At 46.0% G+C, this 25,303-nt stretch carries 30 protein-coding genes, 1 tRNA gene and 3 pseudogenes; 2 read left to right on the top strand and 32 right to left on the bottom strand.

Features of this window, described 5'->3' with window-relative positions:
* Positions 1-260: 260 nt before the first annotated feature.
* The 27 genes and pseudogenes from ACWPAB_RS13755 to ACWPAB_RS13625 form a co-directional block, all read right to left on the bottom strand.
* Positions 261-1,235, bottom strand: coding sequence for a peptidoglycan amidohydrolase family protein (locus ACWPAB_RS13755; RefSeq protein WP_016382011.1), 975 nt, complete (start codon positions 1,233-1,235; stop codon positions 261-263).
* Positions 1,222-1,410, bottom strand: a complete 189-nt coding sequence (locus tag ACWPAB_RS13750; protein WP_012491267.1) for a phage holin, LLH family — start codon at positions 1,408-1,410, stop codon at positions 1,222-1,224. The genes ACWPAB_RS13755 and ACWPAB_RS13750 overlap by 14 nt, the downstream gene beginning before the upstream one ends.
* Positions 1,410-1,844: a phage holin gene (locus ACWPAB_RS13745; protein ID WP_016382012.1), complete on the bottom strand. Its 435-nt coding sequence runs from the start codon at positions 1,842-1,844 to the stop codon at positions 1,410-1,412. The genes ACWPAB_RS13750 and ACWPAB_RS13745 overlap by 1 nt, the downstream gene beginning before the upstream one ends.
* Positions 1,834-2,127 carry a hypothetical protein gene (locus ACWPAB_RS13740; RefSeq protein WP_016382013.1) on the bottom strand — a complete coding sequence of 98 codons (294 nt, stop codon included), beginning with the start codon at positions 2,125-2,127 and terminating at the stop codon, positions 1,834-1,836. Before ACWPAB_RS13740 ends, ACWPAB_RS13745 begins: the two co-directional genes overlap by 11 nt.
* Positions 2,128-2,173: 46 nt before the next feature.
* Positions 2,174-2,443 carry a hypothetical protein gene (locus tag ACWPAB_RS13735; RefSeq protein ID WP_016382014.1) on the bottom strand — a complete coding sequence of 90 codons (270 nt, stop codon included), beginning with the start codon at positions 2,441-2,443 and terminating at the stop codon, positions 2,174-2,176.
* Positions 2,444-2,445: 2 nt separating this feature from the next.
* Entirely contained in the window at positions 2,446-2,871 is a 426-nt protein-coding gene (locus ACWPAB_RS13730) for a DUF1617 family protein (RefSeq protein ID WP_016382015.1), read from the bottom strand.
* A 28-nt stretch (positions 2,872-2,899) separates the two neighbouring features.
* Positions 2,900-7,321 carry a phage tail spike protein gene (locus tag ACWPAB_RS13725; protein WP_016382016.1) on the bottom strand — a complete coding sequence of 1,474 codons (4,422 nt, stop codon included), beginning with the start codon at positions 7,319-7,321 and terminating at the stop codon, positions 2,900-2,902.
* The gene (locus ACWPAB_RS13720) at positions 7,318-8,013 is read right to left on the bottom strand and encodes a tail protein (RefSeq protein ID WP_016382017.1); all 696 of its coding nucleotides are present in this window, start codon (positions 8,011-8,013) and stop codon (positions 7,318-7,320) included. The genes ACWPAB_RS13725 and ACWPAB_RS13720 overlap by 4 nt, the downstream gene beginning before the upstream one ends.
* 6 nt (positions 8,014-8,019) lie before the next feature.
* Positions 8,020-11,190, bottom strand: coding sequence for a phage tail tape measure protein (locus ACWPAB_RS13715; RefSeq protein WP_016382018.1), 3,171 nt, complete (start codon positions 11,188-11,190; stop codon positions 8,020-8,022).
* 19 nt (positions 11,191-11,209) lie between these two features.
* Positions 11,210-11,347, bottom strand: a complete 138-nt coding sequence (locus tag ACWPAB_RS13710) for a hypothetical protein (RefSeq protein WP_191976529.1) — start codon at positions 11,345-11,347, stop codon at positions 11,210-11,212.
* A gap of 104 nt (positions 11,348-11,451) precedes the next feature.
* Positions 11,452-11,817, bottom strand: a complete 366-nt coding sequence (locus tag ACWPAB_RS13705; protein WP_016382019.1) for a hypothetical protein — start codon at positions 11,815-11,817, stop codon at positions 11,452-11,454.
* Between the two features lie 76 nt (positions 11,818-11,893).
* On the bottom strand, positions 11,894-12,541 hold the full coding sequence (locus ACWPAB_RS13700) for a hypothetical protein (protein WP_016382020.1): 648 nt from the start codon (positions 12,539-12,541) through the stop codon (positions 11,894-11,896).
* Between the two features lie 11 nt (positions 12,542-12,552).
* Entirely contained in the window at positions 12,553-12,936 is a 384-nt protein-coding gene (locus tag ACWPAB_RS13695; protein ID WP_016382021.1) for an HK97-gp10 family putative phage morphogenesis protein, read from the bottom strand.
* A complete protein-coding gene (locus tag ACWPAB_RS13690; RefSeq protein ID WP_012491256.1) occupies positions 12,926-13,255 on the bottom strand; it encodes a hypothetical protein in 330 nt (109 codons plus the stop codon). Before ACWPAB_RS13690 ends, ACWPAB_RS13695 begins: the two co-directional genes overlap by 11 nt.
* Positions 13,239-13,577 carry a phage head closure protein gene (locus tag ACWPAB_RS13685; RefSeq protein ID WP_012491255.1) on the bottom strand — a complete coding sequence of 113 codons (339 nt, stop codon included), beginning with the start codon at positions 13,575-13,577 and terminating at the stop codon, positions 13,239-13,241. The genes ACWPAB_RS13690 and ACWPAB_RS13685 overlap by 17 nt, the downstream gene beginning before the upstream one ends.
* On the bottom strand, positions 13,516-13,842 hold the full coding sequence (locus ACWPAB_RS13680) for a head-tail connector protein (RefSeq protein ID WP_003582271.1): 327 nt from the start codon (positions 13,840-13,842) through the stop codon (positions 13,516-13,518). The genes ACWPAB_RS13685 and ACWPAB_RS13680 overlap by 62 nt, the downstream gene beginning before the upstream one ends.
* A 13-nt stretch (positions 13,843-13,855) precedes the next feature.
* Complete coding sequence (locus ACWPAB_RS13675; RefSeq protein WP_016382022.1) at positions 13,856-14,104, bottom strand: hypothetical protein; 249 nt, start codon at positions 14,102-14,104, stop codon at positions 13,856-13,858.
* A gap of 73 nt (positions 14,105-14,177) precedes the next feature.
* A complete protein-coding gene (locus tag ACWPAB_RS13670) occupies positions 14,178-15,407 on the bottom strand; it encodes a phage major capsid protein (protein WP_016382023.1) in 1,230 nt (409 codons plus the stop codon).
* Between the two features lie 4 nt (positions 15,408-15,411).
* Positions 15,412-16,119, bottom strand: a complete 708-nt coding sequence (locus ACWPAB_RS13665; RefSeq protein ID WP_012491252.1) for a head maturation protease, ClpP-related — start codon at positions 16,117-16,119, stop codon at positions 15,412-15,414.
* Positions 16,097-17,332, bottom strand: a complete 1,236-nt coding sequence (locus tag ACWPAB_RS13660) for a phage portal protein (protein WP_016382024.1) — start codon at positions 17,330-17,332, stop codon at positions 16,097-16,099. Before ACWPAB_RS13660 ends, ACWPAB_RS13665 begins: the two co-directional genes overlap by 23 nt.
* A gap of 18 nt (positions 17,333-17,350) precedes the next feature.
* Positions 17,351-19,081: a terminase large subunit gene (locus ACWPAB_RS13655; RefSeq protein ID WP_016382025.1), complete on the bottom strand. Its 1,731-nt coding sequence runs from the start codon at positions 19,079-19,081 to the stop codon at positions 17,351-17,353.
* 2 nt (positions 19,082-19,083) lie between these two features.
* Entirely contained in the window at positions 19,084-19,458 is a 375-nt protein-coding gene (locus tag ACWPAB_RS13650) for a hypothetical protein (RefSeq protein WP_032769583.1), read from the bottom strand.
* A gap of 69 nt (positions 19,459-19,527) precedes the next feature.
* On the bottom strand, positions 19,528-19,908 hold the full coding sequence (locus ACWPAB_RS13645; protein WP_016382027.1) for an HNH endonuclease: 381 nt from the start codon (positions 19,906-19,908) through the stop codon (positions 19,528-19,530).
* A 70-nt stretch (positions 19,909-19,978) separates the two neighbouring features.
* Positions 19,979-20,068 (bottom strand): annotated as a pseudogene (locus ACWPAB_RS13640) (GcrA family cell cycle regulator); the annotation flags it as partial.
* A gap of 444 nt (positions 20,069-20,512) precedes the next feature.
* On the bottom strand, positions 20,513-20,884 hold the full coding sequence (locus ACWPAB_RS13635; protein WP_016372310.1) for an ASCH domain-containing protein: 372 nt from the start codon (positions 20,882-20,884) through the stop codon (positions 20,513-20,515).
* A complete protein-coding gene (locus tag ACWPAB_RS13630) occupies positions 20,862-21,929 on the bottom strand; it encodes a hypothetical protein (protein WP_016382029.1) in 1,068 nt (355 codons plus the stop codon). Before ACWPAB_RS13630 ends, ACWPAB_RS13635 begins: the two co-directional genes overlap by 23 nt.
* A gap of 64 nt (positions 21,930-21,993) precedes the next feature.
* Positions 21,994-22,109, bottom strand: a tRNA-OTHER gene (locus ACWPAB_RS13625).
* Between the two features lie 195 nt (positions 22,110-22,304).
* Between ACWPAB_RS13625 and ACWPAB_RS13620 the strand changes: the two genes are divergently transcribed.
* Positions 22,305-22,448, top strand: coding sequence for a hypothetical protein (locus ACWPAB_RS13620; RefSeq protein WP_157951051.1), 144 nt, complete (start codon positions 22,305-22,307; stop codon positions 22,446-22,448).
* A gap of 351 nt (positions 22,449-22,799) precedes the next feature.
* Here ACWPAB_RS13620 and ACWPAB_RS13615 read toward each other — a convergent pair whose 3' ends face one another.
* From ACWPAB_RS13615 to ACWPAB_RS13600, 4 genes and pseudogenes are all read right to left on the bottom strand, one after another.
* Complete coding sequence (locus ACWPAB_RS13615; protein ID WP_016382030.1) at positions 22,800-23,234, bottom strand: ArpU family phage packaging/lysis transcriptional regulator; 435 nt, start codon at positions 23,232-23,234, stop codon at positions 22,800-22,802.
* Between the two features lie 252 nt (positions 23,235-23,486).
* Positions 23,487-23,705, bottom strand: coding sequence for a helix-turn-helix domain-containing protein (locus ACWPAB_RS13610; protein WP_016382031.1), 219 nt, complete (start codon positions 23,703-23,705; stop codon positions 23,487-23,489).
* Between the two features lie 21 nt (positions 23,706-23,726).
* Positions 23,727-23,936 (bottom strand): hypothetical protein, encoded by a 210-nt coding sequence (locus tag ACWPAB_RS13605; protein ID WP_016382032.1) that lies wholly within the window; start codon positions 23,934-23,936, stop codon positions 23,727-23,729.
* A pseudogene (locus ACWPAB_RS13600) lies at positions 23,933-24,385 on the bottom strand (SAM-dependent methyltransferase). The gene ACWPAB_RS13605 and the pseudogene ACWPAB_RS13600 overlap by 4 nt, the downstream one beginning before the upstream one ends.
* 149 nt (positions 24,386-24,534) lie before the next feature.
* On the opposite strand from ACWPAB_RS13600, the gene ACWPAB_RS13595 reads away from it, so the two are divergent.
* Positions 24,535-24,966: a hypothetical protein gene (locus ACWPAB_RS13595; protein WP_016372087.1), complete on the top strand. Its 432-nt coding sequence runs from the start codon at positions 24,535-24,537 to the stop codon at positions 24,964-24,966.
* Between the two features lie 24 nt (positions 24,967-24,990).
* Here ACWPAB_RS13595 and ACWPAB_RS13590 read toward each other — a convergent pair.
* Positions 24,991-25,303, bottom strand: a pseudogene (locus ACWPAB_RS13590) (exonuclease domain-containing protein); the annotation flags it as partial.

Genomic DNA, 25,303 nt, shown 5'->3' with positions numbered 1-25,303 from the left:
TGCCGCGAACAGGAACAATATATGCCTATAGTATCAGTGTTTATAACGTTCTTGGTCTCAATTTGGTCTCAATTAAAATTTCTCAAAATAAAGTGCAATTAAAATAACTAGATTATTTGCGCTAAAAGTACCATTTTGAATGTCATAATCGCATTGTTGCAGCGATTTTACAATTCTTCTTGTGTTTTGCAACTATGTAATTTATGCACAAAAATAAGCCCTCCACCCGCGTTAGCGAGCAGAGGGCTGTTGTGATGCAATTAAAATGGGCTGACAGAACCGATGCCAATTTGCAAACGATCGAGTGGCTCGCCAGGCATCCCTGCCCAACCGTCGTACAACGCGATTGACGTGCCATCATCACAGCAAACATCCAACCAGTTTTCCCGCGCCGTTGTTTGTGTGCGGTAATAGGCTTGCTGATACGGCTCACCGGCCGGTGTCAGGTAAATCATCTGCACCTTGTCAATCGTGTGACCGACAATGCCTGCACAGCCATTAACCGTGTCATTTGGATCACCTTTGTAAACCCAGTCGAGCCAGCCATCTTCTAACGTGCTGACGCGATACTGAAGGCCGCCATGATCTACCCGAATGTAAAGCAAGTCGTGTGCGTGGTTTGGAAATCCTGCAAAGCCTTCATCGCCGGCACCAAAATTGGTGACCGGATCTAACCAGCCACCATTCTTGAGCTTAAGGCCGTACTTGACGTTGACCTTTTTGACCGCAGCAGTATTGTTTTGTACTGGTGCGGACGGGGTCGACCCACCTTTGCGCCACACTTCATAATACCGCAGGCCATTGCTGATGGAGTTATTGATGTAGGCCGTCACATCATGCCGCGTGATCGCGGTGTTGGCTTGGCCGCCTGTCCAGTAGTCACACGATTCGAATGTTTCGGCGTCATCGTGAATGATACCAACGTGCCCACCAGCACCACCGCTATATGCCATGCCTGCCGAAGACCAGCTCATCAGGACGATGTCGTCCATGCTGACATCCCAGCCGTTATCTCCGCCACCAGCCCACACATGGATACGTGTGAACCCGTTAGCCGCCAGCTGACTGCCTAAGCTCACAGTGGATGGCAATCCGCTAATGTTATAGCCGGCCTCCTTTAGCGCCTGCGATACGGATCCGCTACAATCGGCTGTCCCATCGGCACCGTTACGAGAGCCATACATACTATAGGTAATCGTGCCGATGTGACGATCGAACCAATCATGAATGCTCATTCGTGTACGCCTCCTCTACCGCTTTGTCGATGTCCTGTTCAGAAGCGTCAAGACCTAGCGACTTCGCTTTCTCGTGAAGCAGAGCCACCGCACGCCGCTTCTTGGACTCGTTAGTCTCGTCCTTGTCCGCAAGCGATAGAACCACTTGCGTTGCAAAAGCTTTTAATTGTTCCATTACTTGACCTCCTGACCTTCTGCTGGTGCTGCAGATACTGACTCTGGCACCGCTGAAGATGCCGGAGCGACAGCTGGTGCCGCAGAACTAGCAGATTCTGAAGCTGCCTGGTCAGCCGCTTTATCCGCTTGCAGCGCCTTAATCTGATCCTCTAGCGCCTTGATCTTAGCCGCCTTAGTGGTAATAATGCCGGAGTAGGTTAATGCTTGCTGGCTATCACTTAACCCTTGGGTGGTTGGATCGACTGCCACTCCGACAATGGTCAACAGTGCAAATACGGCATTGACCACTGCGGTGAGTTCCTTACCCAAGTTGGCAAAGTCCCAGTTGTAACCGAAAACCGCTGCTACCGTTTGAACTACCAACAAAGAAGCTGGCACCAAAGCCAGCCAGAATTTGACGCTTAATAATCGTACTTTCCAATTAATCTTCATGGTTATCTTCTCCTTTAATGCCTACGTTAGCTTCTAATCGAGTGATTCTTACCGAGTGACTGCCAAGCTCGTCATCGTGTGCTTTCAGATGAGCATTCAAGTCTGCCAGCGATTGTTCATGCAGTTTTAGCTGACGATTAATTGTCTCTGAAAGCATTTGAATATCAGAACGCAATGGATCTAAGGCAATCTTTTTGAACAGCCAGCTGCCCGCACTTACACCCACCCCTATGATTGATATGAACTCCGCCCAGTCAGCCATCGTGTATCCAAAAAACGTCACTTTCTCACTTCCTTCCATAAGGATGTAACGGTTAGTTATAGTTGACTCAACTTCCCGATGTTTTGGTGCTATCTGTGCCCTCTTTTTCAGAAGTCAAAGAATCCTCTGTGTCATAAAGCAATTGCTGAAATTCGGCAATGTCAGCTCGAACTTCTTTCTTGTTCGCGTCATAGAGTGCCTGATTCTGAATTGATTGATTGACCGTATTGGCTCCATTTCCTTCTTGGTCAATAGTTGCGTTCAAATAAGCGACCTGAACATCACCAATGGTGGATGTACCTGTGAGACTGATGCTCTTGTTAGTTTTCAATGCCATGATTATTTCTCTCCTTTTTCGAATGCTTCATACAACGCTAAATATGCATCAAGATCGGGTCCGCCTATTTCGTTCTCATCAACGTAGTCACTGATGATTCGCTGAACATCGTCAATGTGATTCACATAGGTACCACCTTCGATTTCGGCCTTCTGCTCAAGCCATTCACCATGAGCCTTGTTGTACTCACGAGCTAGGTCGGGATTCAGCTGAATATTACCGTTCGAATCTGTTTTTGATTCTCCGTTCTCGTCTTTAAGAGCATACTGAGCGACTAAGGCTTGCTCATCCTCACCAGCAGATTTCAAAGTTTGCTTTAACAATTTGATGAACTTGGCAAGCGCCAGAGCATCCCTGCCCTTAACTTTTATTTGTTCAACAAGTCTGTATACGTTAGCAATATTTGCATTTTCAAGTGTGATTTTCATGTTTTCCTCCCAAATTAAAAGCGCCAGCCTATGCCGTCGCTTTGAGTTCATCGATTTCAGTTTTCATTTGTGCCAGCAACGGCAAGAGCGCTGCCGCGATCCGGTCGTACTGGATCCCTTCAAGCTCACCATCTGGCCCACGGACAACCAGATCCTCAAGACCGGCAGCTTCCAAATCCTCAGCAATCAGGCCAAAGTTGGTCTGTGGTAACTCTTTTTGCTCGCCGCTTGCATATCGCTCCATGGCTGCCTTGTCCAGCCAGTGAGCCGTCGGTAACGTCAGCAGCTGCTCAGCCAACTCGGTTGAACGATCGCGCTTAATGTTGACCTTGTACTTGCTGGCAGACGTGCTGCGGACGAGAGCACCATCAGAAGCAACAAATGCGTTTGGAGATGATGAGGTTGTTTTTGACCACGCAGAAGGTATATGCACGTAGTCAGCTTCAATGTTAATGCGTGTTCCTCCACTTCCTTTTCCAGTTACTGCGCCATCGTTGTAGCCAACCATAATAGATGGAACGGTAGACATTCCCAAACCCGTTGAATATAATCCGCCTCCGATGATTCTCACACCACGATTAGCGCCACCTACAACAGTGTCATAGTTTTTTGAAATCGAAATACCACTGAAATCTTTTTGGAAAAGTGGTACCCCACTAAGAAAAGAGTTGTTTTCTCCAGAAACAGAGACGGTTAAAACATCACGGCCTACGATTTCAGCGCCCCTTCCAAGAGTTTGACTTGATCCGACATTATCGATAGTCAAATAAGGTGTCTGATCCGTGTCAAAAGCATAGGGTTGGGTAAATGTCATTGATCCGCCCTTAAGCAAAACACTATTGTTGCTGTCCGTTACTGATATATATTTTTGGTCGACGTTGGTATCAATGTTGTTGTCAGTTGAGTGTATGCGGCCTTTCTGGAACTCAACCATCCCTGTATTCAAATTGATGGCCAAGTTAGCGCCAGAAATCGTGCCAGTCACAATAGCTGAGGCGTTCAGGTTGATCACGTTGACGTTGGCCGCATTCAACGTCCCAGTGGTGATCTTGTCAGCAGACAAACTTGCGATCGCTGCTGAGGGGATGAAGGCATTGCCTGTAAAAACAACTGTTGGTGCATCTAGAACAAGCTTGCCGCTTTGAATCAGAGTGCGGTTGGCTTCCAGATTGATCTGACTAAGCACATCGCCTTTGGACACACGGAGATTAATCGCATCTTGCAGCTGGGTGATCTGGCTGTCAGTGCCTGATTGTACGTCAGGTGTAGCCATGGATCCCAACTCAACTTTTGGTTCGGCAAAACCTAGCATGGCATTGTTGCCATCTATCGACCCGTTGTTATCAACACGCAAATATGCTTCGTCAAAGTCACCTGCGTCAAAGGTGACCGTGTATTTGTCCATTTGTGACGGAGATGGTTTTACGTTGTTAAGGAGCTGTTGAGCACCATCGTTGTCATACCCATCTGGACGTGTACTATTACGCTTGCGTTTGAGCACATAAACATCCATGCCCTTGACATTCCAACTCGCATAAGCCTTGACGCTCATGGTGTAGGTGGCTCCGCGCGTTAGTTTGAATCGATTAGTTCCAGCGTATTTCTCGCCGCTTGATGAATTATTGATGACAAAGTGTGTTTGTCCGTTGTTTGCATAATATGGATGGGCAATCAGATCCAAGTTGCTAACGTCAATCCAACCGAGTTTGCTGACGTCAGTGGGATACATCGAGTTGAGGATCAGATTCGGATTACTTAAGCCACTGATCACGCTCGTCCACTGGTTGGATAATTGTGTTTGCTGGGATTTCAATCCGCTGATCTCATTGGTCGCCGTGGTTTGGAAACCCTGCAAGGTTTGCAGCGCTGCGGTTGTCTGACCTTGATTGTTGGCAACTGTCGCCTGAATCCCATCAACCGTAACCTTCAAGCTAGCCACACGTTCATCTGCATAATCCATTGAGTCTTCAGGCGCCGGTGAGTAAACAGGTACTTGGTCCCCTTCGGCCAGCTCTGCTTCAACAACATATAGATCGGCAGTTTCGTCAGCCTTTTTACCACCATTCATATCAAATCTTAGGAATCCAAATTCTTCATCCTTCAGCGTATGGAATTTGGCAGTGATTCGTCTAGCTTCAGAATTTGAAATCCAGATTGACTCTAGCAACAAGTGAATCTTGTTGTCGTCATAATTGTCGCCATGTGAGCCGGCGTCCGTGTCCTTGCTTCGACCTAAGAAGTAAACAGAGACTGATTTGACGTTAAAATTATGGAAGCCAACGAATTGAACGGTATAATCAGTGTCAGGTTTGACCGCGACAGCGTCAGTCTGCATATGCGCATCGATACCATCACCCGAGTGCAACACAATCATGTTGCTAGCACCATGTTTATAAAAATCGTGGGTTGTCAAACTTACGGAAGTTGTTGGACTTCCCCAAACCGCCTGATGCCAATGGTCTAAATTGGTGATATTTGACGTGTTCCGAATCAGATTTCGATTGCCGAATTTCAAAGCATCAACCTTGCCAGAAATCGAGCTGAACTGGGCATTAAACTGACTGGCAGTCGCCGTGATCTGTCCCTGCGTCCATGACTGTGTTGCATACGGCGTCAGTAAGCCGGTCACATCATTCTTGGTCATCGTCAAAGACAACTTATCATTTGCAAGCTTGAGATCAGCACGCAGTTGATTGACTGACCCATTGATGGTGTTAACGACACTTTGATCGGCTTTAAGTTGCAATCCATCGGCAGTCTGTTGAGCGAGCGTTTGCGCTGTGGTGACTTCGCCCGACAACTTGTTTATGTCCGTCTTGGTCGCCAATGTTGCAATCGTTCCTGCTAAATCATCGGTTTTAGTGACCAATGTAGCCACCGTTGTCTTCTGATCTGTCGCAGTCTCCAAGGCGGAATTTGCGGTCGCCAAGGCGGTTTTCGCATCAGATGCTGCTGACACTGCTTGTGTTGCAAGAGCATTGGCTGAGTCGGCTGCACTCTTAGCCGCCTGTGCAGTCTGATTGCTCATTGAAGCCAACTGTGCGCTACTATTTGCTTTTTCCACAGCATCATTGGCAGCTTGTTTGGCAGCAGCAACATCCGCGATTGCGGTGTCAACCTTCTTCTGAACCTCGGTGCCAAAAGCGTCACCGGTTTCGGCATTCCATTGGCCATCATGAAAGAGCCACATAATTGTCCCCTTGGCAGTCGTTTGATAGTATACGTCACCGGTTTTACCAGCAATATTCAGATCGACCGGCGATTGATCTCCCCAGCCTGTTGAATTCATGCCATTTGTTGCCTTCGCAATCACGACCTTATCAACTAACTCAATCTGTGACTTGATCTCGTTGACCCGGCTACTGAGATTGCTATATGCAACATCTGGCCGCGATGTACTGTCGTACGTCTGTGTTAGATAGCTATGATTTGACGGTTGCCAGGTATATCCAGTCAAACGCGCTCTCACATCAATACCATCAAGCTTGTGCGTGATGGTGACCGTATCGCCTGGCAACACAGTGGTAGTGATGCCTAAATCTTTGTATTCTTCAGTATTCTCAAGCAACGCCACATTCAACTTGTACGTCCACCGGGCCTCATCAATATGACTTTCGGAGAACTCTTTCGCAGCGGCAGCACGAAGTAACTCGTACGCTTCTTGAATCGGAACAGCACCTTCTTGATCACCTGTTGCCTGTGTTTCGTCAATGGCCTTGATGTCCTGATAGGTTTTGGTGCCAATCTTCGGTTTGCGATAATTGCCTAACTTGGGGCTGTCAACATACAACTCAGGTAGTAAAAGACCATTGTAGCCTTCTGGCAGCAGTCGCGTAATGATGCCACTACTGTCCTTGGTCGCTTCGTATCCGGTCAAGTTGTGTGCATATTCAAAATGAACACCACGATCTTCTCCTAGACGAGGGTTGACGCTGAAACTAAAGTCCTGCCAATCAAATTCACCGCCCCAACGGTTGAGGAAGGTGTTGTCATCAGTTCCCATCAGCGCATTGATGATCGACATGCGAACAAGCCGTGCATTGGTTACATTTCCGATTGTTGACAGAACTTTAAAGCCGGTTGGATAGTTGGCAGCGCGCATGATCTGATCAAGTGCGCCCTGACCATCTTTGTCGACAATGTTAGTGTCGGCGATGAAATCATCATTAAGATCCCAGAATACGTGATAAGCAGTGATGCTAAGATGACCCATGGACTTGATCACTTGCGCGATTCGAAAAGCAGCCTTGCCCCCCGGAACTGGCACGCGCACGATATTTTCAGCCACGAGGTCTCCAGCATGTTCGCTAAACATCGGATAATCGAACGTCAAGGTGAACTTCGCGTTGAGCTGCCAAGTGACGATATCATTGCTGATGTCGTCCAAAGCATAGCCGTGGTGACTGAAATCAGTCTGGTCACGCGGATAGAGTTCAATATCGGTACTCATACATAACACCACCTAGGTTGCACTGTGATACTTGTGACGCCGGTCAAAATGACATGATTGACACCTGGCACAAAGAGCGGCCAATCACCCGCTGTCGAGGTTGTGATATCCTTGTCAGCCATGGTCGCCGTGTGTTTAGCACAGTCGAGAGTGGCAGGCGCTGTCAGGCTGTCGATTGAGAACTGGTTCGTGTTCACGGAGATCTTGACTGTTCCGGACCCTGACACGGTGAGCAACGGTTCCGCTGCCACGTTACCGGGGTTCACGATGTCAAAGTTAGCCGTGAACGTCTTTGGATCAGTCATCTGATACTCAAGCGGATCCAAAGTGAAGCTGGGCTTGTAGGAGCCACTGACCTCCACATCGTCTACCGAAAACTCGCCGATCGTGACTGACTTGATGAGCCGATAGAAGTCGGGGTCATCACTCAACACTAGCTTCGACGCGGATTGCAGTAACTGCCGTGTCTTCCGCCATGACTGGTTGAGCGTCTTGAAGTCCACGAGTTTGAGTTCTGGCGACCAGGTGATATCTTTCCAGCCACGCTTCTCAGTCAGCGAGCCACTCAAGCGGCCAGGCACGTCTGTGAACTGCACATCGCGCTGAGCTGCGGGAATGTTTGGCTTCTTGGTAACCAACGTCCCCGGCACAGACTGGGCCAGAGATTGACCGTCCAGAATTAATTCAAACATCTGTTATCAAAGCCTCCTTCCATAGCTAAAGTTTTGAGTTGCATCCTGCTGTTTCAAGTAGTCCGAGGTGTATGGACCGGTGATAGTCGCAAACGTGCGGCCATCCACCTGCAGCGTAATTGGTCCCTGGGATGGCATATGAGCCGCAATAGCTGCACCCATCTTATTCCACGTATCATCGTTCAGTGGAATAACGCCCTCCGGCCCAGCTTCGCCACCAACCTGTGCCCGGCCATTGTTATTGGCAAACATAGTCGGCTGCGTCATAATGCCACCTTGCGCGTACCAGTCAATACCCAAATGAGGGATAGATCCATGCAAAAGATCACCAACAGACCAACCACTGGGTTGGATGCTGAAATGCGGCATTGGAATATGTGGCCAGTGGATACTGAAGTTGAAGAAACCTCGAATGGCATCAATCGCTCCTCGAACGATATCTTTTGCAGTATTGATTGGCCCAGAGATTGCATTTTTGATACTGTTCCAGACGTTAGATGTCACAGAACTAACCGCATTCCAAGCACTTGAAACAGCATTTCTAATACTTCCCACAACATTTGAGATAGTCGATTTAATGCTGTTCCACACATTTGATACTGCACTTTTAACCCCGTTGAAAATGTTTGAAGTAGTCGAGCTAACCGCGTTCCATGCATTAGATACAACTGACTTGACTGCATTTACAACATTTGAAACGACATTCTTGATGTTGTTCCAAATGCTTGAAACAACACTTTTAACCTTGTTGAACACACTAGAGGTAACACTACTAATCGAATTCCACGCACTCCGGATCACATTACCTATGCTGGCTAGGATTGGCCCAAAGAATGATTTAATGCCATTCCAAACATTGGTGATGATACCCTTAATGAAATTCATTGCGGTCGTAATAATGGTCTTCCAGATATTGAGATACGTACCAATAATGACAGCAATAGCGGTAATCGCCACCGTAAAGATTACTTTGATTCCGTTCCATAAAGCAGAAAAGAAGGACTTAATACCGTTCCAAATTGACTTAATGACATTTGCAGCGGCTGTAAAAGCTGGCTTCAAAAAATTGGTAATGGCATTAATCGCAATCGTGAAGATTTGCTTGATACCATTCCACAACTGCTTGAAGAAACTGGTAACGGTACTCCAAACACCCTTGAGCCAAGTGACAATCGCACCCCAGTTCTTGATAACCAAAACGACTGCGGTAATCGCGGCAATTACAGCCGCAATCACTCCGACAATCGGCAGGAGCGTGGCCATAAAAGCTCCCATGCCTGCAGCTCCTAGGCCAGCCCCTGTACCGGCAGCGGTCGCACCAACACCGAGCATTGGCAGAACTGTTGCAACTGCCGTGATGACTGGTGCCATGACACCAAGCGCGACAGTAATCGCACCAAACGCAACAACCAGCGCTTTCACCGGCGCTGGTGCCTTATTGAATGCATCACTGACACCTTTAACAACTGGCAGAAGCCCCTTGATCACAGGCAACAGGGTCTCTTGAATTGTTCCACCAATCTTCCCCATAGTCTGTTCGTATTCTTTTTGACCTTGTTTGGCCTTGTCGACTGGATCCAAGGTCTGCTGAAAAGATTTCGAGACGGTTCCACCAGTGTCTTGGGCTGATTTTTTTAGACCATCAAGTGAAACCTTGCCATCACGGATAGCCTGAGCCATCTGTGGACCTGATTTGGCGCCAAATGTTTGAATTGCAATGTTAAAAGCATCTTGGTCTGTCTTAGCATCTTTGATTCCCTTGAAAGATTGCATCATGACATCGCTGAAAGATTTGTTCTCAGTTTTGGCGGCAGAGAATGCCTTCTGCATGCCCTTGAGCACTGTGGAAGAATCAATCCCCGATTTGCTCCAGGACGCCAGTAGTGGAATTCCCTGCTGAAGACTAATGTGCAATTGTTTGAAGGCTGGGTATGCCTTTGATGCATCTTCTTCAAGGTCGGCAACTGGTACACCTGTCCGCTGAGACGCTGCAGCAAAGGCATCAAGTACGCTAGGAATATCTTTAGCGCTGAGATTGAATCGTGACATGGAATCATGTAATGCGTTGACCGCGTCAGTCCCAGACTGACCTGTGATCTGGCTGAACTTGGCAACGTCTTCGGATGTCTTTTCCAGCTGCGGACCACTCAAATTGAATTGACTAGTAAGCCCTGCCATGGTATTCGACAAATCCATCGATTCCATCTGCGCACCAGATTCGGAGCGTTCAACTTTCTCAAATGACTCACCGAGCTTATTTGCAACGTCTCCAACAGCGCCAGTTTTGCTGGTCAGGTTATCAACAGCATCATCAGTTTGTGTCCATGCTTCCTGCGCCTTTTGGTTAAAATCTTGTAGGCCTTGACCAGCAGATTGAAATCCATTGGCGACAGTCTGCAGCCGTTCAGCAGCTGTGTTCTTAGCAATCTCGTCAAGTTTGGAGCTAGTATCTTGTGACTCCTTACCCAATTTATCCATTTGGTTACCCAAATTGGCCACAGATGTTTCGGCGTCATTCAACTTGACTTTCATCTGTGTTGCCTCAGATGAGTTCTCTCCGTAAGCGGTGACCGTTTCCTTCAACTGTTGCTTCAAGTTATCAACTTTTTGCCGAGACAAGTCCATTTGTTCGGACAGTTGCCGTTGGGCGGCCGCTGTCTTCTGCGACTCGGAAGCATTATCACCTAGTTGGGCATTTTCCAGTTTAGCCGATGAAGACGCGAGCCTAAGCTTAGAATCAAGCTCGCCCTCTTCCTGCTGCAGGTTACTGATATGATCTTTGGCATCGTTAGCTTTGGAACCTTGCTCACTGAGTTGACTGTTAACTTGATCAAGAGCACCTTTCAGGTTATTTTCAACCCGTTGTGCATCCGCAACCTTGCCGACGAGCCGATCAAATGAAGAGCCAGATGTTTCACCACGATCTTGCATCGTCTTCAATTGTTCAGACAGAATTTGCGTTCTTTTAGCAGCAGCTTCGGATTGAATTTGCAATTTCTGCTGTTCAGCAGCCAGTTTCTGAGTCGAACTAGCATTATCATCCATAGACGATATCTGGGCTCGATATTCCTTTGCGGCCGTGTTCATCACGGCGTTGATGTCTTTCACTGTGTTAGCAAACTGTACTTGACCATTCATCTTGAAATCAAGAACAACGTTTTGAGTTTCGTCAGCCATTATTTTCCTCCTTTCTTAATTAGTTAAAAAATGGAATATCGTCCAGTGTGACCTGTTTCCGAATGGGCTTAGGTTTCTCTTTGTAGATACCATCAGGATTATTAATCTCGATATAGATTAGATATTGTTTCAGCCACAGATTCGGCGTTAATTTCATGAATTCTTGAAGCGAGTATCCCATCAGCGCTTTCGCCACATACAAATAAAAGGCCCAGGGGTAATCGTTATCCTCCTGGGCCTCACCTTCCTGTTGTGGCGACTTTATTTTTTTATGTCACTTAGTTGGAAGTTCTGCTCATTTAGAATATCCATTGCCTCTTGAATAACACTAGGAATTTCCGAAAAGGGAATAGCACGGTTCATCTCATCAAAGGTAGTTTCCGTACCTCCACCGACAAGTAAGCCGTAAACAAGCGCCCAAATGAGTTTCATGGTTTTCTGATCGCGATGAATCACTTTCCGTTTGAGCATAAGATTCAAATCCTTCTCGAATGCTTTGTATCCTTGCCCATATGCGGATTCAATAGCGTCAATTGAGGCAAAAGTGAACGCTGCAGGTACCTTTTCACCTTGAATCGTGATGAAATGATTGTCTCGGAGCCTAACTAGATCAGATAGCTTCGCCATATTCCTTTGTCCTCCTAATTAGCAATAATCGTTAATTCCCCGCCTTGTTTGGCAATCGTCTTAACTGCTTGCGGGGTTATGGTTTTGGGGTCATTTTTTCTTTTGCGATCGTTTCAAGCTGTTCTGGAGAAAAAATAACCTGCTTGAAAAAGTCGTCAACAGTCAGGTCAGCACTGTCTCTGGCTGAATTATAGCGTGCGTAGTAAATACTCGAATTGCGCAAACCACCTGCGTTGTAGACGACATCAGGGTTGACTTCCTTGAATGACTCTTCAGAAGTTGCATGGGTTTCATTAACAGCAGGGTTAAGCGTACAAGACGTCAACCAGATGCCATCATGCTGTCCATTGGCCAACCATGTGTCAAAACCAATTGCAAACTCTGGCATTGATTGTGCAAGCGTGGATCCAAACTCGACCCCATGCTTCGCTGCGATGCCTTTCATTGCATCTAGAACTGCAATTGGCATCCCGATGTGGGTGTGTGTCACTTCAATACTGGTTTCTTGCGTGATTGTCCCGAACTTTTTACCGCTGGCATAAATGTCGTTCGACTTTCCGTTCCCTTTGAAGGCAATCTTTTTGATGTTCGGGATCCGGATAACACTTGTATCGAAGACCGGATCAGTAGATGCCGTCTCATTTTGCGTTTTCATAGCGAAAAACATATCGCCAATAGTGAGCTCTAGCTCAATATCGTTTGCTCTGCTTGGTGTATCAGGCATAGCGATTCCTCCTATTTTTTCAATGCATCCATGACCGGTTTGACCATGGTCTGCATAATTGTATTTTTGTTGGCAGCAAAGGTGTTGTGAACATAATTGCGTGCCCTGATTCCTTGATGGTTCTTGGGACTTGTTCCATGCTCCAGAAATAGCCACCAAAATGCATTTCCAAACGTAACCTGGATGTGATCGCCCTTGTCAACAACCTGTAGCTTATCTCTTAACGTCCCATAGGCTTGTGCGAGCGGAGCGTTAGGTTCACTTGGCAACTCGGGCCGGAGCTTGTCAGCAAATTGACTTGCTGCGGCAATAAGCCCTTCTTTCGACACTGAATCATCTACTTTTAGACCACTGAGATACTTGGACATTGTTTCAAAACCGTTGTTATTGACCACCCGCAATCACCTCGATGTACGTGTACAAATCTGTGATAGTTTCATCATTTTCATCGCCCGGAATGCCTCTGAATGATTGAAATGGGACATCATCAAACGTCTTGATGAACGGCAGTAGCTCGTCTTCAACGCCCTTTGTGTACAAAGACACCTGATACTCATTCACGATTAACCGTGTACCAGTGCTTGCTACTAGACGCTGAGTGTTTGTATAGGTGTATATCCAGTACGGATACTTGGCCGTCCGTGGTGCAACGTCTCGATAGACCGCACCCAGTTGCTTGAGTCTGGCCAGAAACTCGTCAAATGTGATCAACATAGTCCAGACTCAACTCCATTCTTTGATTGTCGGGTGTCTCGTAGATTCGTGTGATTTTGTAATCAGTTCCTCGGATCCGGACACGATTCCCACCCTGAGTAATCGACATATCCCGACGAATCAAAATGCGCAAGACGACATCCTGCTTGTTCTGCTGCGCGAGATATTTTTCAGTTGAGGTGATCCCAATGTCGGCGTAATACAAGACCCGCTTGTCTTCCCACGTTTGTTTTGGACGGTCGTGTGCGTCAACGCCGTCCTTAAGTTCCAACAGTGTGGCTATCCACCTGAGTTGGTTCGTTAGATTGACTGTCTGGGTCATCTGTTCTCACCTCCAAGTAGAAGATTGGCTCCAAGGCTTCAAGTGCCGCCGCTAGATCGTCACCAGCAGATCGATTGTCATTCATCACGGTAGCAACCATAAGCTGCAAGTATTTCACGCTATGGCCAACTTTACGCTGGACATACTTGTCGGCTGCGTCCAGATAGAATTGCAACATGGAAGGGTCCATGTCATCTTCCAATCGGATGTGTTGTTTTAATAGATCTAACAAGGTTGGTTCTTCTTCAGATTTCTCGTCAGCCATCTTTGATCACCGCCTATCCTTGATTAGGTGGCGTTGTTGGCACAGTTGCGCCAGGTGCATCAACCGGATCACTGGCCACTGAAGACAGTGTCTTGGTGTTGTCTGTATCGAAAACAACCTGATAGTCACCATCTTTGACGACTGTCCCATCAGCCAAGCCGGTAACGTCAACTTCACCAGTGCCCTTATTGCCGACAGCAACCACCTTGCCTTTTTGGAGTGCCTTTAAGAATTCGGCGCTCCGATCTGGTGTATCAGCCATGTTCTAGCTCCTTTCTACTTTGCTGTTAACTTAACCCCGCCCTTGATTCCTTCAGACTTAACTGATTGCGGGGCTACGCTTTTGGGACTGCTGTGAGCAATGCTGCCCCCTTGGTTGTTAAAAGACCTGCGTCAGCAATTGCATAGGCACCATAGTCAGTGGAACGGCCCTTGACGTGGTCTTCTGTTGCCACTGTAAGTGCCTGGTTAATGTTGACAACGACTGTATCTGTCACATCCGCAATCAGGACGTCCCCATCATTGACACCAGCATCTGGTTTCACAACTAAACCAAGAATGCTACCAACGCCTCCATTGATTGGACTAGCAATAAACAACGGACGACCTTGACCATCAACGATGTTTGCCAATTGATTCCAAATGGTTTTGCTATTTGCATAAACTGCCGCCTTGCCAGCAAAACTAGAGTGGATCTTGGCCATGGTGCTAGTGATATCCTTATATGCGATTTGATCCTTATAAGTGGCAACTTGTGGCGTACCTGTTTCGGCCTTCAATGCAGTCTCAATGCCTAGCGGTGAATGTTCACCATCGCCTTGATGAATCGCAACACCAAGCGCAACACCCAGACGATCCCCAAGCTCTTGAGTCAAGAAACTGATGAAGTCCTCTTCAGACATGCTCTTCATCTTCCAGGACACGGTGGCGACTTTATTCAGCTCGTAACCTTTAAGCACCAATTGACTGAATTTATTTTGCTCATCATCAGCCTGCGTGTTTTCGTCAACCCACTGAGCATCACCAGAAACAATGCCATCGTGCTTGTTGATGGTCAGCGTGCCAGAAACGTTGAATTTCTTGGCATCAGCGAAGGCTGGATATTGTTCTTCTGCGATCTTCCAGATGCCAGCTGCCACAGTGTTAGGAATCAAGGTCGGAGTGTTCCCCGTTTGGTGAGAAAATGGTGCGCCATTAAGGCGTGCGTTTTCCTTATCGAATACAGCCTGCTCTGCAGTATTGAGAGTGTGACCCAAAAGCGTTTTAGCCCATACCTTGTCATAAGTCGGCTGTGTTTTGGCAACAGTGTTCAATTTGGTGTTTTCAAGAGACTTTCCAACACCAACAATGTCGTTGGCTGGTGCTACCTGAGCCAAGGTGATTGGCGCATGGTCATCCAGGGCTGCCAAGTTGGCTTGGTCTTTTGTTTGCTGATCCCACTTTGCGTCCAAATCCTTCACGGACTTCATTGCTTTGTTGGCATCCTCAGACTTCCCCTTATCGATTGCGGTGCGAGCATCGTTCATCAGAGCTTCGCGTTGCTTCAAGTATTCTTCTTTGTTCATGAGGTTATTCCCCTTTCAAATTTAAGAGATTGTATTCTGCATTCAAAAGCGCCATCTGATCATCATCAGACGGCGCTTTTTTTAGTGCTGTTGTGTTTCGGAAGTGTTTCATTTGGTTCAGCGTGGCAAGACTTGGAATCTTATTCAGGCTAGCAGTCATGATCATTTTCCCTGGCTTCTCCGCATTGTCAAACATCATCTTGTCAGCAAACCCTTTTTCAATGGCTGTCTGCGGATCCAGCCAGTAAGTTGAATCCATCAAGTCAAGGATTTCCGTTTGAGATAGACCCGTCTTGGCCATATAGGCATTAGCTATTGCTATGTTTGACTTCTTTAACGAGTCCGCAGCATTCTGCATGTCATGATAGTCACCCATCTGTCCACTGGAGACATTGTGGATCATCATCATCCCTGCAGGTGACACGGCTACGACATCACCCGCCATCGCGATCAAAGATGCAGCGGAATATGCCACACCCACAACGTTCACATTGACCGGTCCTTTATAAGCACGAAGCATGGTGTAAATTTCAGAGCCGGCATCGAGAATTCCTCCACCTGAATTGATCTCAACGGATAAGTCGTCACCATTAGCCTTGTTAATTAGATCAGAGACGCTTTTAGGTGAAGCATAGTCATCGCCAAATAGATCGTAAAGCCATCCGTAATCATTAGTAACGATGTCACCTTTAATCGGTACCACTGTCGTCATTATCATCACCTCCTTCCGTTGGATCAGGGGCACCGTCGCTACCAGTTGCTGAAGGCACTGTCCCTGTATCCTTTCGGAGTAACATCTTGTCGCCATCCGGAACTGGTGACAGATTAAAGAATCCACGCAATTCATTCGGAGTCATCACAGCACGGTCAACTAGTTGGACGAGTGACAGTTTGGTTTGCATGCTTGCGTAGCTCAAATCGCTTGATTCAAACACAATTGAATTACCAAACGAACGTTGCCGTCGGTTGAACAAACGGCTCGTCCATTGCTCAGACATCTGCCTAATCACTGGTTCAATCTGACTTTCGTAGTAACTAATCCACTGGTTTTCAGTGTAGCTACTTTGGACAATTGCCTTGTTGGTATGAAAAATTGAGTAGATTCGATCCACAGTCGCATCCATTTGCTTAGCATTTGGCACAAAATCAGTGGGCTGTAACTGGGTTGCATCGGTCTTAGCATCAACACCAGCTGCACCGATTGAATCCTGATCTTTTTGTGTCTGCAGATACGATGCAACAAAAGCTTTCGTATTCTTCTTGATATCCTCCGGGCGCATAGCAGTATTGAATTTCAACAGCCAGCGAACAGCGGCTGAATTCTTGATGGCAGCTACAATACCTTGGTCAGTGGTCGTAACAATCTCCATAAGTGGTGCCAACGTCGGGCCATTCGATTCGCCAAAGATTTCGTCCTTGTTGAAATCTTTGCGCAGGTGAATCACCTGCGAATATGGAAATGTGTAGGTCTGTGCATTCTGCATGTAGAACTTGAGATAGAGGTTGCCTTGATTGTCTTGAATGGCTTCGACACTGTTAGCCACGATTGGCCAGATTGCTGTTGGCATTCCATTGGCATCATTCTGGACAAAGGCAAAAGCGTTGTTATTCAGTTCAAGCTGCGTGATCATCTTTTCTTGCAGCATCTGGCCGCTCATTAACGGGTTCGGGTCTGATAACAAGAACTGGATATAAACGTCTGGATTGACTGCGATGCTGTCACCGGCACCGGACCGAATGTGCTTGGCCACAGCTTTGCCGATCGTGGTTGCTTTGACCTCAATGGCTGACCTAATGATGTCAGATTCATAGACCTTGCCATTCCAACCAAAAAAGCCGTTACCGTAGTTGGTAACAAGCTTGTATTCCGGTGTGACTGTGACGCCACTATTTTTTCTATGAAAAAGATTGTTCCAAAATGCCAAATAATCACCTCCTTACGGTTAAATCAATGTCTGATATTCTTCTTGGTTGTTCTCAAACACAACATAAGCATCGAGCAAAGAAGCCATCCCATCAATTCGCTTACGCTTATTCCTTCCCTTGTCAGGTTGGATATTTCCATTTCTATCAGTCACAATCGTCGTGTTAGACAGACACCATTTCAAGATCGGATTGTTGTTATAAACAATTCGCTTTGAACGGAGATCTGCACCAAGTGAATGCATGGGACTTGATAATGTCTTCACACCTTGAGGAATTGCATCAAAAGTCTTTTCGCCATATCGGAATTCAAGATCTTTGACGAAGTATGTGGCTGACCAGGCGTCATAACCGCCTTTGAACAGGTAAATGTCATATTCTTGTTCAAGCTCCTCAAACCAGTCCATGATGTCACGATAATAGACTTTATTACCTTGGCTCGTCCTCAACAATCCTTGATCTCGCCACGTGGCATAAGGAATGTTGTCCTCCTGTGCGCGCTGCTCAAGAGTGTCTTCCGGCAGCCAGTACATTTGCTTAACGTAGATGTGATCATCATTAGGTATCTGGAAGATGACAGTTGCACAAGTCAAGTCAGTCGTCTGCGATAAGTCAGCGCCAGCAATGCCATATCGCGGCTTGAGTTTGAGCGTGTCAAACGTGGCCTCGTTATTCAGTTCATCAAAGGTCAGCCACGACTCAGTTGCTGTCTCACGGATATTAAAATCCTTGCAGACTAGGTTTTTAACCAGTCGATGATTTGCCTTGGCTTTTTCGACACGTTCAGCCAATGTGGTCTTGTTTTTGATCGTGCCAAGTCCAGGGTTTGCCTTGACCCAGCATTTCTCATCACGCCATTCCGCACGTTTGTCGAGTTCGTAGATGAAGAACAATGAACGTTCATCCCTGTAACCTTCGGGTTGATCATATCCTGCAATCGTCATCTCAGCGTCGTCGTAGATCTGATCATAAATATCTTCGCGGATCGTGCCAGCGGTGGATGTGATGAAAATCAGTGGTTGATCCCGTGCAGTGATCCCATCGGCCATGATGTTGTAAAGTGGCTCACCGTTCTTCCACTGGTGAATTTCGTCCATCAGGATGCAAGAAGAATTGAGGCCGTCAAGCGTATCGCTGTCAGATGACAGAGGCTTGAAGACGCCGTCGTTGTAATCTTCTGAAGACAGATCAGCCACATGCGTTTTGATTCGCTTAGCCAAAGCCGGAGATTTTCTGACCATGCGCTTGGCTTCATTCCAAATGATCTTCGCCTGATCCTTCTTCGTAGCCACCGCGTACACTTCAGGCCCAGCCTCACCATCAGCAATCTGCATGTACAACCCAACAGCGGAACCGAGCAGCGACTTCCCGTTCTTCTTACCAACAATCAGGACAACCCGCTGATACTTTCGGAAACCCGCACCGTCAACGAATCCAAAGGACGCTGCCAACAGTGCTTTCTCCCAGAGTTCTAGGACAATGTGCTTCCCGCCTGCTGGTCCCTTGCTGTGACGGCAATAGTTCTCGATAAATTCAAGCACGTGATTACCACGACGATTTGAGTAGTACCATTCACTATTGTCATTGTGCATGTCTGCGATGAGCTTCTTGTACGTGCGGTAGATTTTCTTGCCGACAACTTGATCACCACCATTCTGCACAAACGATTGCCAGTATTGAGTAATTGGATCGTAATCAGGTGGATAACTGACATGTCGATCGACACGAATCTTGATCTGAATGTCAGCCATTGCTATTCGCCTCGCTCCTCAACAAAGTCGTCAAAATCGTCGCTCTCTTTGCTGGGATCGGCAGGCATGATTGCGGATTCTCTCGGTAGCAAACTGATTAACTTATCCATCGCGGCAGTGTATCGATTGATCATTGTGTTGTATGATTTCTGGGCGGGATTCTCAACACGCATCGTTTGCTTCCCATTGTGCATGAGAATCGTCGGCCCTTTAGATTTGACTTCATCTTCCAAGATCTGAAGCGTGATGGTCATAAATGCACATCTTTGGATCAAGTTATCGGCCGCTGCCAACTTCTCCGCTGAGATACCGGATAACGTTTGACGCAACCGCTCATATTCGAGCTGAATGGCCACATCCTGCTTTTCAATCGACATTTTCCGGCTCAATTTCGTCATCCCCTTAAATTTGTTATCCCCCCCTCATACGAAAAAACAACCCGTGTATTATTCGTGTGTTGCATGCCGTTCCTTTTTAAGCAGCTGCTTATGGCTTCGTAGGGGGGACCGACTAACTGGTACTAACTGACCATGAGCATCAAACATAACGTCAGAACGAACAGCTGCCGTCTTCTCAAAGTGTTCCTCTTGGTGACAATCGAAGCAAAGATACTCTAAGTTGTTCCAGTTAAGCGTGATGCTTGGGTCATTGATGTTGTCTGCTGTGATGTAGTGCTTGTGGTGGACGATGTAGCCGGGCTTGATGATACCTCGCTTCAAGCAGCGCTCACACAATCCACCGACACTGGCAATGTAGGCGGCACGCGTCTTCTTCCACTCTTTACTGTGATAGAAAGGCTCACTGATCTCTCGTGGTACCATGGCCATCGTATCCACCTCCCAATGACATAGTAAAAGGACAACCGTTTGGCTGTCCTTCCATCAATCATATTGTTAATATAACTAGCTTGTCGGCCGTCTCGCGTCTGGTAAAGCCTTCAGAGGCGAGCTTCCTAATGTCACCGATCTGTTCATCTGTCCATTGCATCTACTCGCCTCCTGAAATATAATGACCGTGAGCAGTTTAGCGATTCTGCTCAGCTCCCTCATAAAGAACTTCCCGAGTTCTTAAGCCCTCGGATTCGGCCCCGAGAGCTTTTTTGTTGCTTAAAAAATTTCGATGAGTTAGAATTAAATTGTTCCCAATATATACTCATTTTCACTCCTCGGTACTACCCTAATCTTCTAGCTTTCGGCCCCCAACCGAGGGCTTTTTTAGTATCTTCTATAAGGAATGTGCTATTATGTACGCGTGAGCACTAGCTGTCCTTCTCCAAGTCACTTGCTACTGTTCACACATATGTTTCGTTTTTTCATCCTTTTGGCCCTTGGACTGGTCTCTGAGGGCTTTTTTGTTGCATAAAAATAGCACCTCACCGTTTGGCGGAGTGCTCGGGTAAATAAAAAGACGCCGTGGCGTCTAAACTAAAAGTTAAACATAAATAAATGACTGTGGAGCAGCTTTTACATTTGGAAAAAGTTCTTGGATTTTTTGGGGAATTTCGTATTCTCGATAATCCCCGATTTCAATGGCATAAGCTATTTCTCGCCCATCGAAGTATTTCTCGAAAAAATCGTGTGAAATCCCAGAAAACTTTGAAGTCCTATTCCAAAGCTTCTCTGGTGCATCTTGGATAATCCCTTTAACTTCAAATTCTCCGACAATTCTTCCACAGGGTTCAGTAGAATAAACAATAACCTTATCAATCCGTCTTCGAAAAATCCCTTTTCTATATTCGAATAACTTTCTACCACGACGAATCTCCTCCACATACTCTGGTTTAATTGATAATAAAGCGTCCATTTACTTCACCAATCCTTAATAGCTTTTCAAATTGCTGGCCGTTCATTTCGACAATATTAAACCGTTTTTCCCTCATGGATTCGTCAATAATTCCCTTGCCAAATAAGTCATGCCTAGTAATCCTTTTTTCAAGCGGAACGTTAAACAAGAAACTAATCACATACCGATATTTTTTTGACTCCCAGAAGTCAGTCAATTCTTGGATTGAAAACACCGATCCTCTTGAGGTATATTCCAAAAAAGCTTTTTTGTCGGGAAAACTAAAAATATTTCTAATTTCGTCAACAACACAAACAGAAGTGGCAACTGCATTATACTCTGCCTTTTTGCCACTTTCCCTTGTCCTATACAAGACTAACTTGTCGCCATGCTTGAGTTCACCTACTCCATTCATGCTAGTGAGGTACGTCTTCATCACACTATTTGCAGGCGAAACATCCTCTCTAACAAATTGTCTTTCCGTGTATAGTTTGGATTCTGGAACCATCCGAGTATGAAACTCTGGAAAAACTGGAAGAAAAAACTTATGCCCTGAAAAGTCAAACTTTGGAAAATCTTTGTAAATATCTCCAGTTGCCTTTTGTGTTCGTAGTAGTACAATTTCTGTTTTTGAACCACTTCGTTTCTTGCCAACTTCTTCAAAGCCAAACTTTTGAAACAATTTTCGTAATTGCACAGTGTCTGGAAACATTGTCACGTAAACATCATCAAATCCATCAATAATGAATTTACGTAAAATGATAGCCATAAATCGAATCCCCGTTGCAGCTCGGTGTGCATTTATTTTAAATGTTCCAACTTTTAGATGCTTGCCATTTCCCAATGTCGGTTCAACATCCAGAACTTCCCCATCTTCCTCTTTCAGATATAGAAAAGCATTAATGTTGCCAGACTGTTCGACTGAAACGTAAGCTTTTTCCCCTTCACGAGCCTTTTTAGCAAACCATTGATCAAACCCCCGATAATTTGCTCGCAGTGAATCAAAGAACTCATCCGACAAATCCACATCACTGAACAATTTCTTAGACAAATAATCGCCATTCATTTTATCACCTCAAAAAAATAGTACTCCAGCATGAACTGGAATACTACATTGAGGTGATAATTAAGGCACGAGAGTTGGATTCGAACCAACGGTTAATGACGTAGTTAAATGCGGCCGCATTCCTCCATAATCGTCATTCAGGGCAGGTGCTGTGTTTTAGACCACTCAGCCATCTCGTGCAACGCAACCGCCGGGATTCGAACCCGATAAACTTGCCCGTGCACTTGGGTAGTTGTCCTATGGAGCCGTTAGGCCTTCGGTTGCTCCTGTTTCCGCTATCCGAGGCGATGGTTTCTGAGCCCTCGGTTTCGGTGGTTCCCACATTGCCTTGAAGTGCAAGGCATGTGACCACGCTTTATACTCGCCCACTAGTCCGTGCTAGCAAACACGCTGGGCTTTACCGGTAATATCGCTGGTCGGGATTTGCACCCGACATGGGCCATTGCCAGCCCCTCTAACTATGCGCATGTACTGGTTGGCGTCTACCTATTCCGCCACAGCGATGTCAACGATGGTTGAGGCGTACAATCAGCACGCTTACTACATGGACGTATGTAGCTCTTCTCCATCATTTTCGCATTATTTTTCGGATACGCGCATCCATCATAGCCCTTTAATTTGCTCGCTCGCCCAGTGTCAGATGGGGTCATCGCAAGCTGTGTCCGGTCTCTAAACTGGACAATGTGGCATGCGGGAATCGAGCCCGCCTGACTATCTCAGTCAGTCCATTTGCCACGCCTTGCCACAGCTTTATCATCACCATGGCTCGGAGGAAAAACGCGATTCTTAGGTTTCTCACCTTTGGCACAATACCATCATATGACGGAAATACGGTCGGTTGTTCCCAACTTATTCCCAACATTTTCCCACCTAGGTTTTGTGGGGTTGCTCAACTAGCTCACACCAATCAGCAAATGCTAATAGTGCTTCCTTGAAGTCTCTATAATAAGCAGATTTGCTCAAATGTAGTTCCTCAGCTATCAGCCACCATGGCTTACGTTGATCTAGGGAAACAAGGTAGGTTTCGGTTAAAATAATTCTGTATTTTTCTAACTCGACTGATCTAATAGCTTTTTCACAGCAAGCTACATATCGAAGCTCGTCAGCGTGCGATACGAGCTTTTCCTCGGCTTTGTTGCCATAGCTAGGTGACTTGGGAATGCCGTCCATCACGGGGCTTCTGAGCGCTATTGTGGTGCGTTGAGCGAGCCGCTTATGATGCCAGTAGTTACCCAAGACCTCTTTGGCGTTTTCAATCGTTTTGTCATGATCAATTGGGCTAAAATATCTTGTTGCTCGCACCACTGCGTCCACTCCTTATGGTATAATAAAATTTGTAAAAGTTTGGGGGATAAGCGTGCCGTAATGGTGCGCTTTTGTTTTTTTGTGATACACTTGATGTTCAAATAATTCGGGTTGATAGACTGAGTCGTCCTGTTAATCCGGGGCGACTTTTGCTATACTGCTCGCGGAGGCCTACTCCTTTTAAATGATTCCATTTGCTATCAATCACGTGTACGTTTGGCCTCCGGCGCGTCCCTCATCAGGCGCGCTTTTTTATTTGCTTTCAGAAGGCCGAATGAGTTCCCATGGATCAATCCCAGCTCCATATGCGATTTTGTCCAAAGTGGTGAGTGAAACACTACCCTTCCCAGAGATTACATATTCAAGCGTGGTGATAGGTATTCCAATCTCTTTCGCATATTTGGCTTGTGTCATGTTCAGATCGTATATATTCTTTCTAAGATTTTCGGCCAATGCTCGTTTGCTGTCCAAATCATTCACCTCCTTCTGAACTTAATCTCTCGTTTCATCTCGCACCTCCCGAAGCACGACAACCTTACCGCCCCAATCATGTGCAGTTTTGTATGGGTCGATTTCTCTATTTTCTCCGTACCACGTTATTGCCCCTGACAGCTTTGATGTCTGGTTCTTTCCATCCCATGCGGAATCGCAAAGGTATTTGCCACTGGGCATACGGATAACCTTTATTTCTATTCGTTTCATTTCTCCGCCTCTTTCATGAATATGAGCCAATGTGTCTTGCTACGTTTGTCACCAAACAATGGTCGATAGGTAATTTCATGCAACACATCTGCTAGTTTGATTTGGTCATCATTCCATTTAAAAATCAAAGTGCCATAAGGTTTCAAAACTCGCATTGCCTCACTGAATCCCCGCCGAATTTGGTTTGGTCAAAGATCATCAAGCGTGCCATATTTTGCTGCCAACCAACTGCCTTCGCCAGCATGCTTTAAATGTGGTGGGTCAAAGACAACAAGGTGAAAGGTGTTGTCTGAGAATGGCAACGGTTCCTTAGTCCAGTCCAATTGAATATCAGGATCAATCCATATCTGACGTTCACCGTCCTTGGCATTACAATCAGGCACGCTGTGAAACTCATCGCGTTTATCGACAAAAATTGCACGAGGGTCAGCTTTATTCCACCAGAACATGCGGCTTCCGGCCGTCATATCAAGAATCGGTTTTATTTCTCCGTCAAACAAGTAAACTACCCCTTTTCGAATATCAGTGCTATAACCATTAGTGGTAAGAAAAGTATTACTAACATTTCTATTTAAACTTTAAGGAGATAACATTGGCAATGTATAATTTATTTAATAAAGCAACTACTGCAGATGAATTTTTCAACTTATCAAAAGAAATTCTTACGAAATCGCTTAATTCCAATAAATATTCGTCTGTTGCTAATGGTTTAGACTATTTGATTTATGACTCAAATGAAACTGTTGAGCACCTTCCCTTTGTAGTTGATAAAAGTTCAGTCAATGTTTGTCCCGATTTTTACAAGCAATTGAATCGAATTGTCGGGAAAGATACCAACTTTGCTTATTTGTGCGAAATGGCTGCTCCTAAGCAAAAGGAAATATTAGATTTAATTAAGAAAAATGCATCTGAAGATTTCATTAAGAACAATAACAACCTGAGAGGCAATTCTGTCTCAGTATGGATTTTTCGCATTCCTTTTCCATTTAATACCAGTAATGCTTCTTTTTATATTGAATTTAATGTATAAATTTTCTTCTACTCAATCGCCTCCTCAAAATAGCTTTCCGTCTCGTGACTCTAATTCCTTGATAACTCCAAATGTCCTTAAACAGTCGTCCAGTGCGTTGTGATCACGGTTTGCTGATATGCCCATAACATTCGCCAGTCCTTGCAGCGGGGGCGTAGCATTAAAGCTATACTGCTTTTCAACGACGTCTGCGATGTCGATAAACTTCCAGTTCTTGGGGATACCATGTGACCCCTGTTTAAACGTTTCTCTGATACGTTCTGCGTCACCTTCAATCGACCAGCCCACAATGTCAGTCGTAGTTCTCATCCAGGCAACGTAGTCACGCACTGTCTGT

Source organism: Lacticaseibacillus sp. 30 (genome assembly GCF_053819265.1).
Note: the sequence above shows the minus strand (reverse complement) of the source record. Positions and strands in the feature narration are given on the sequence as shown.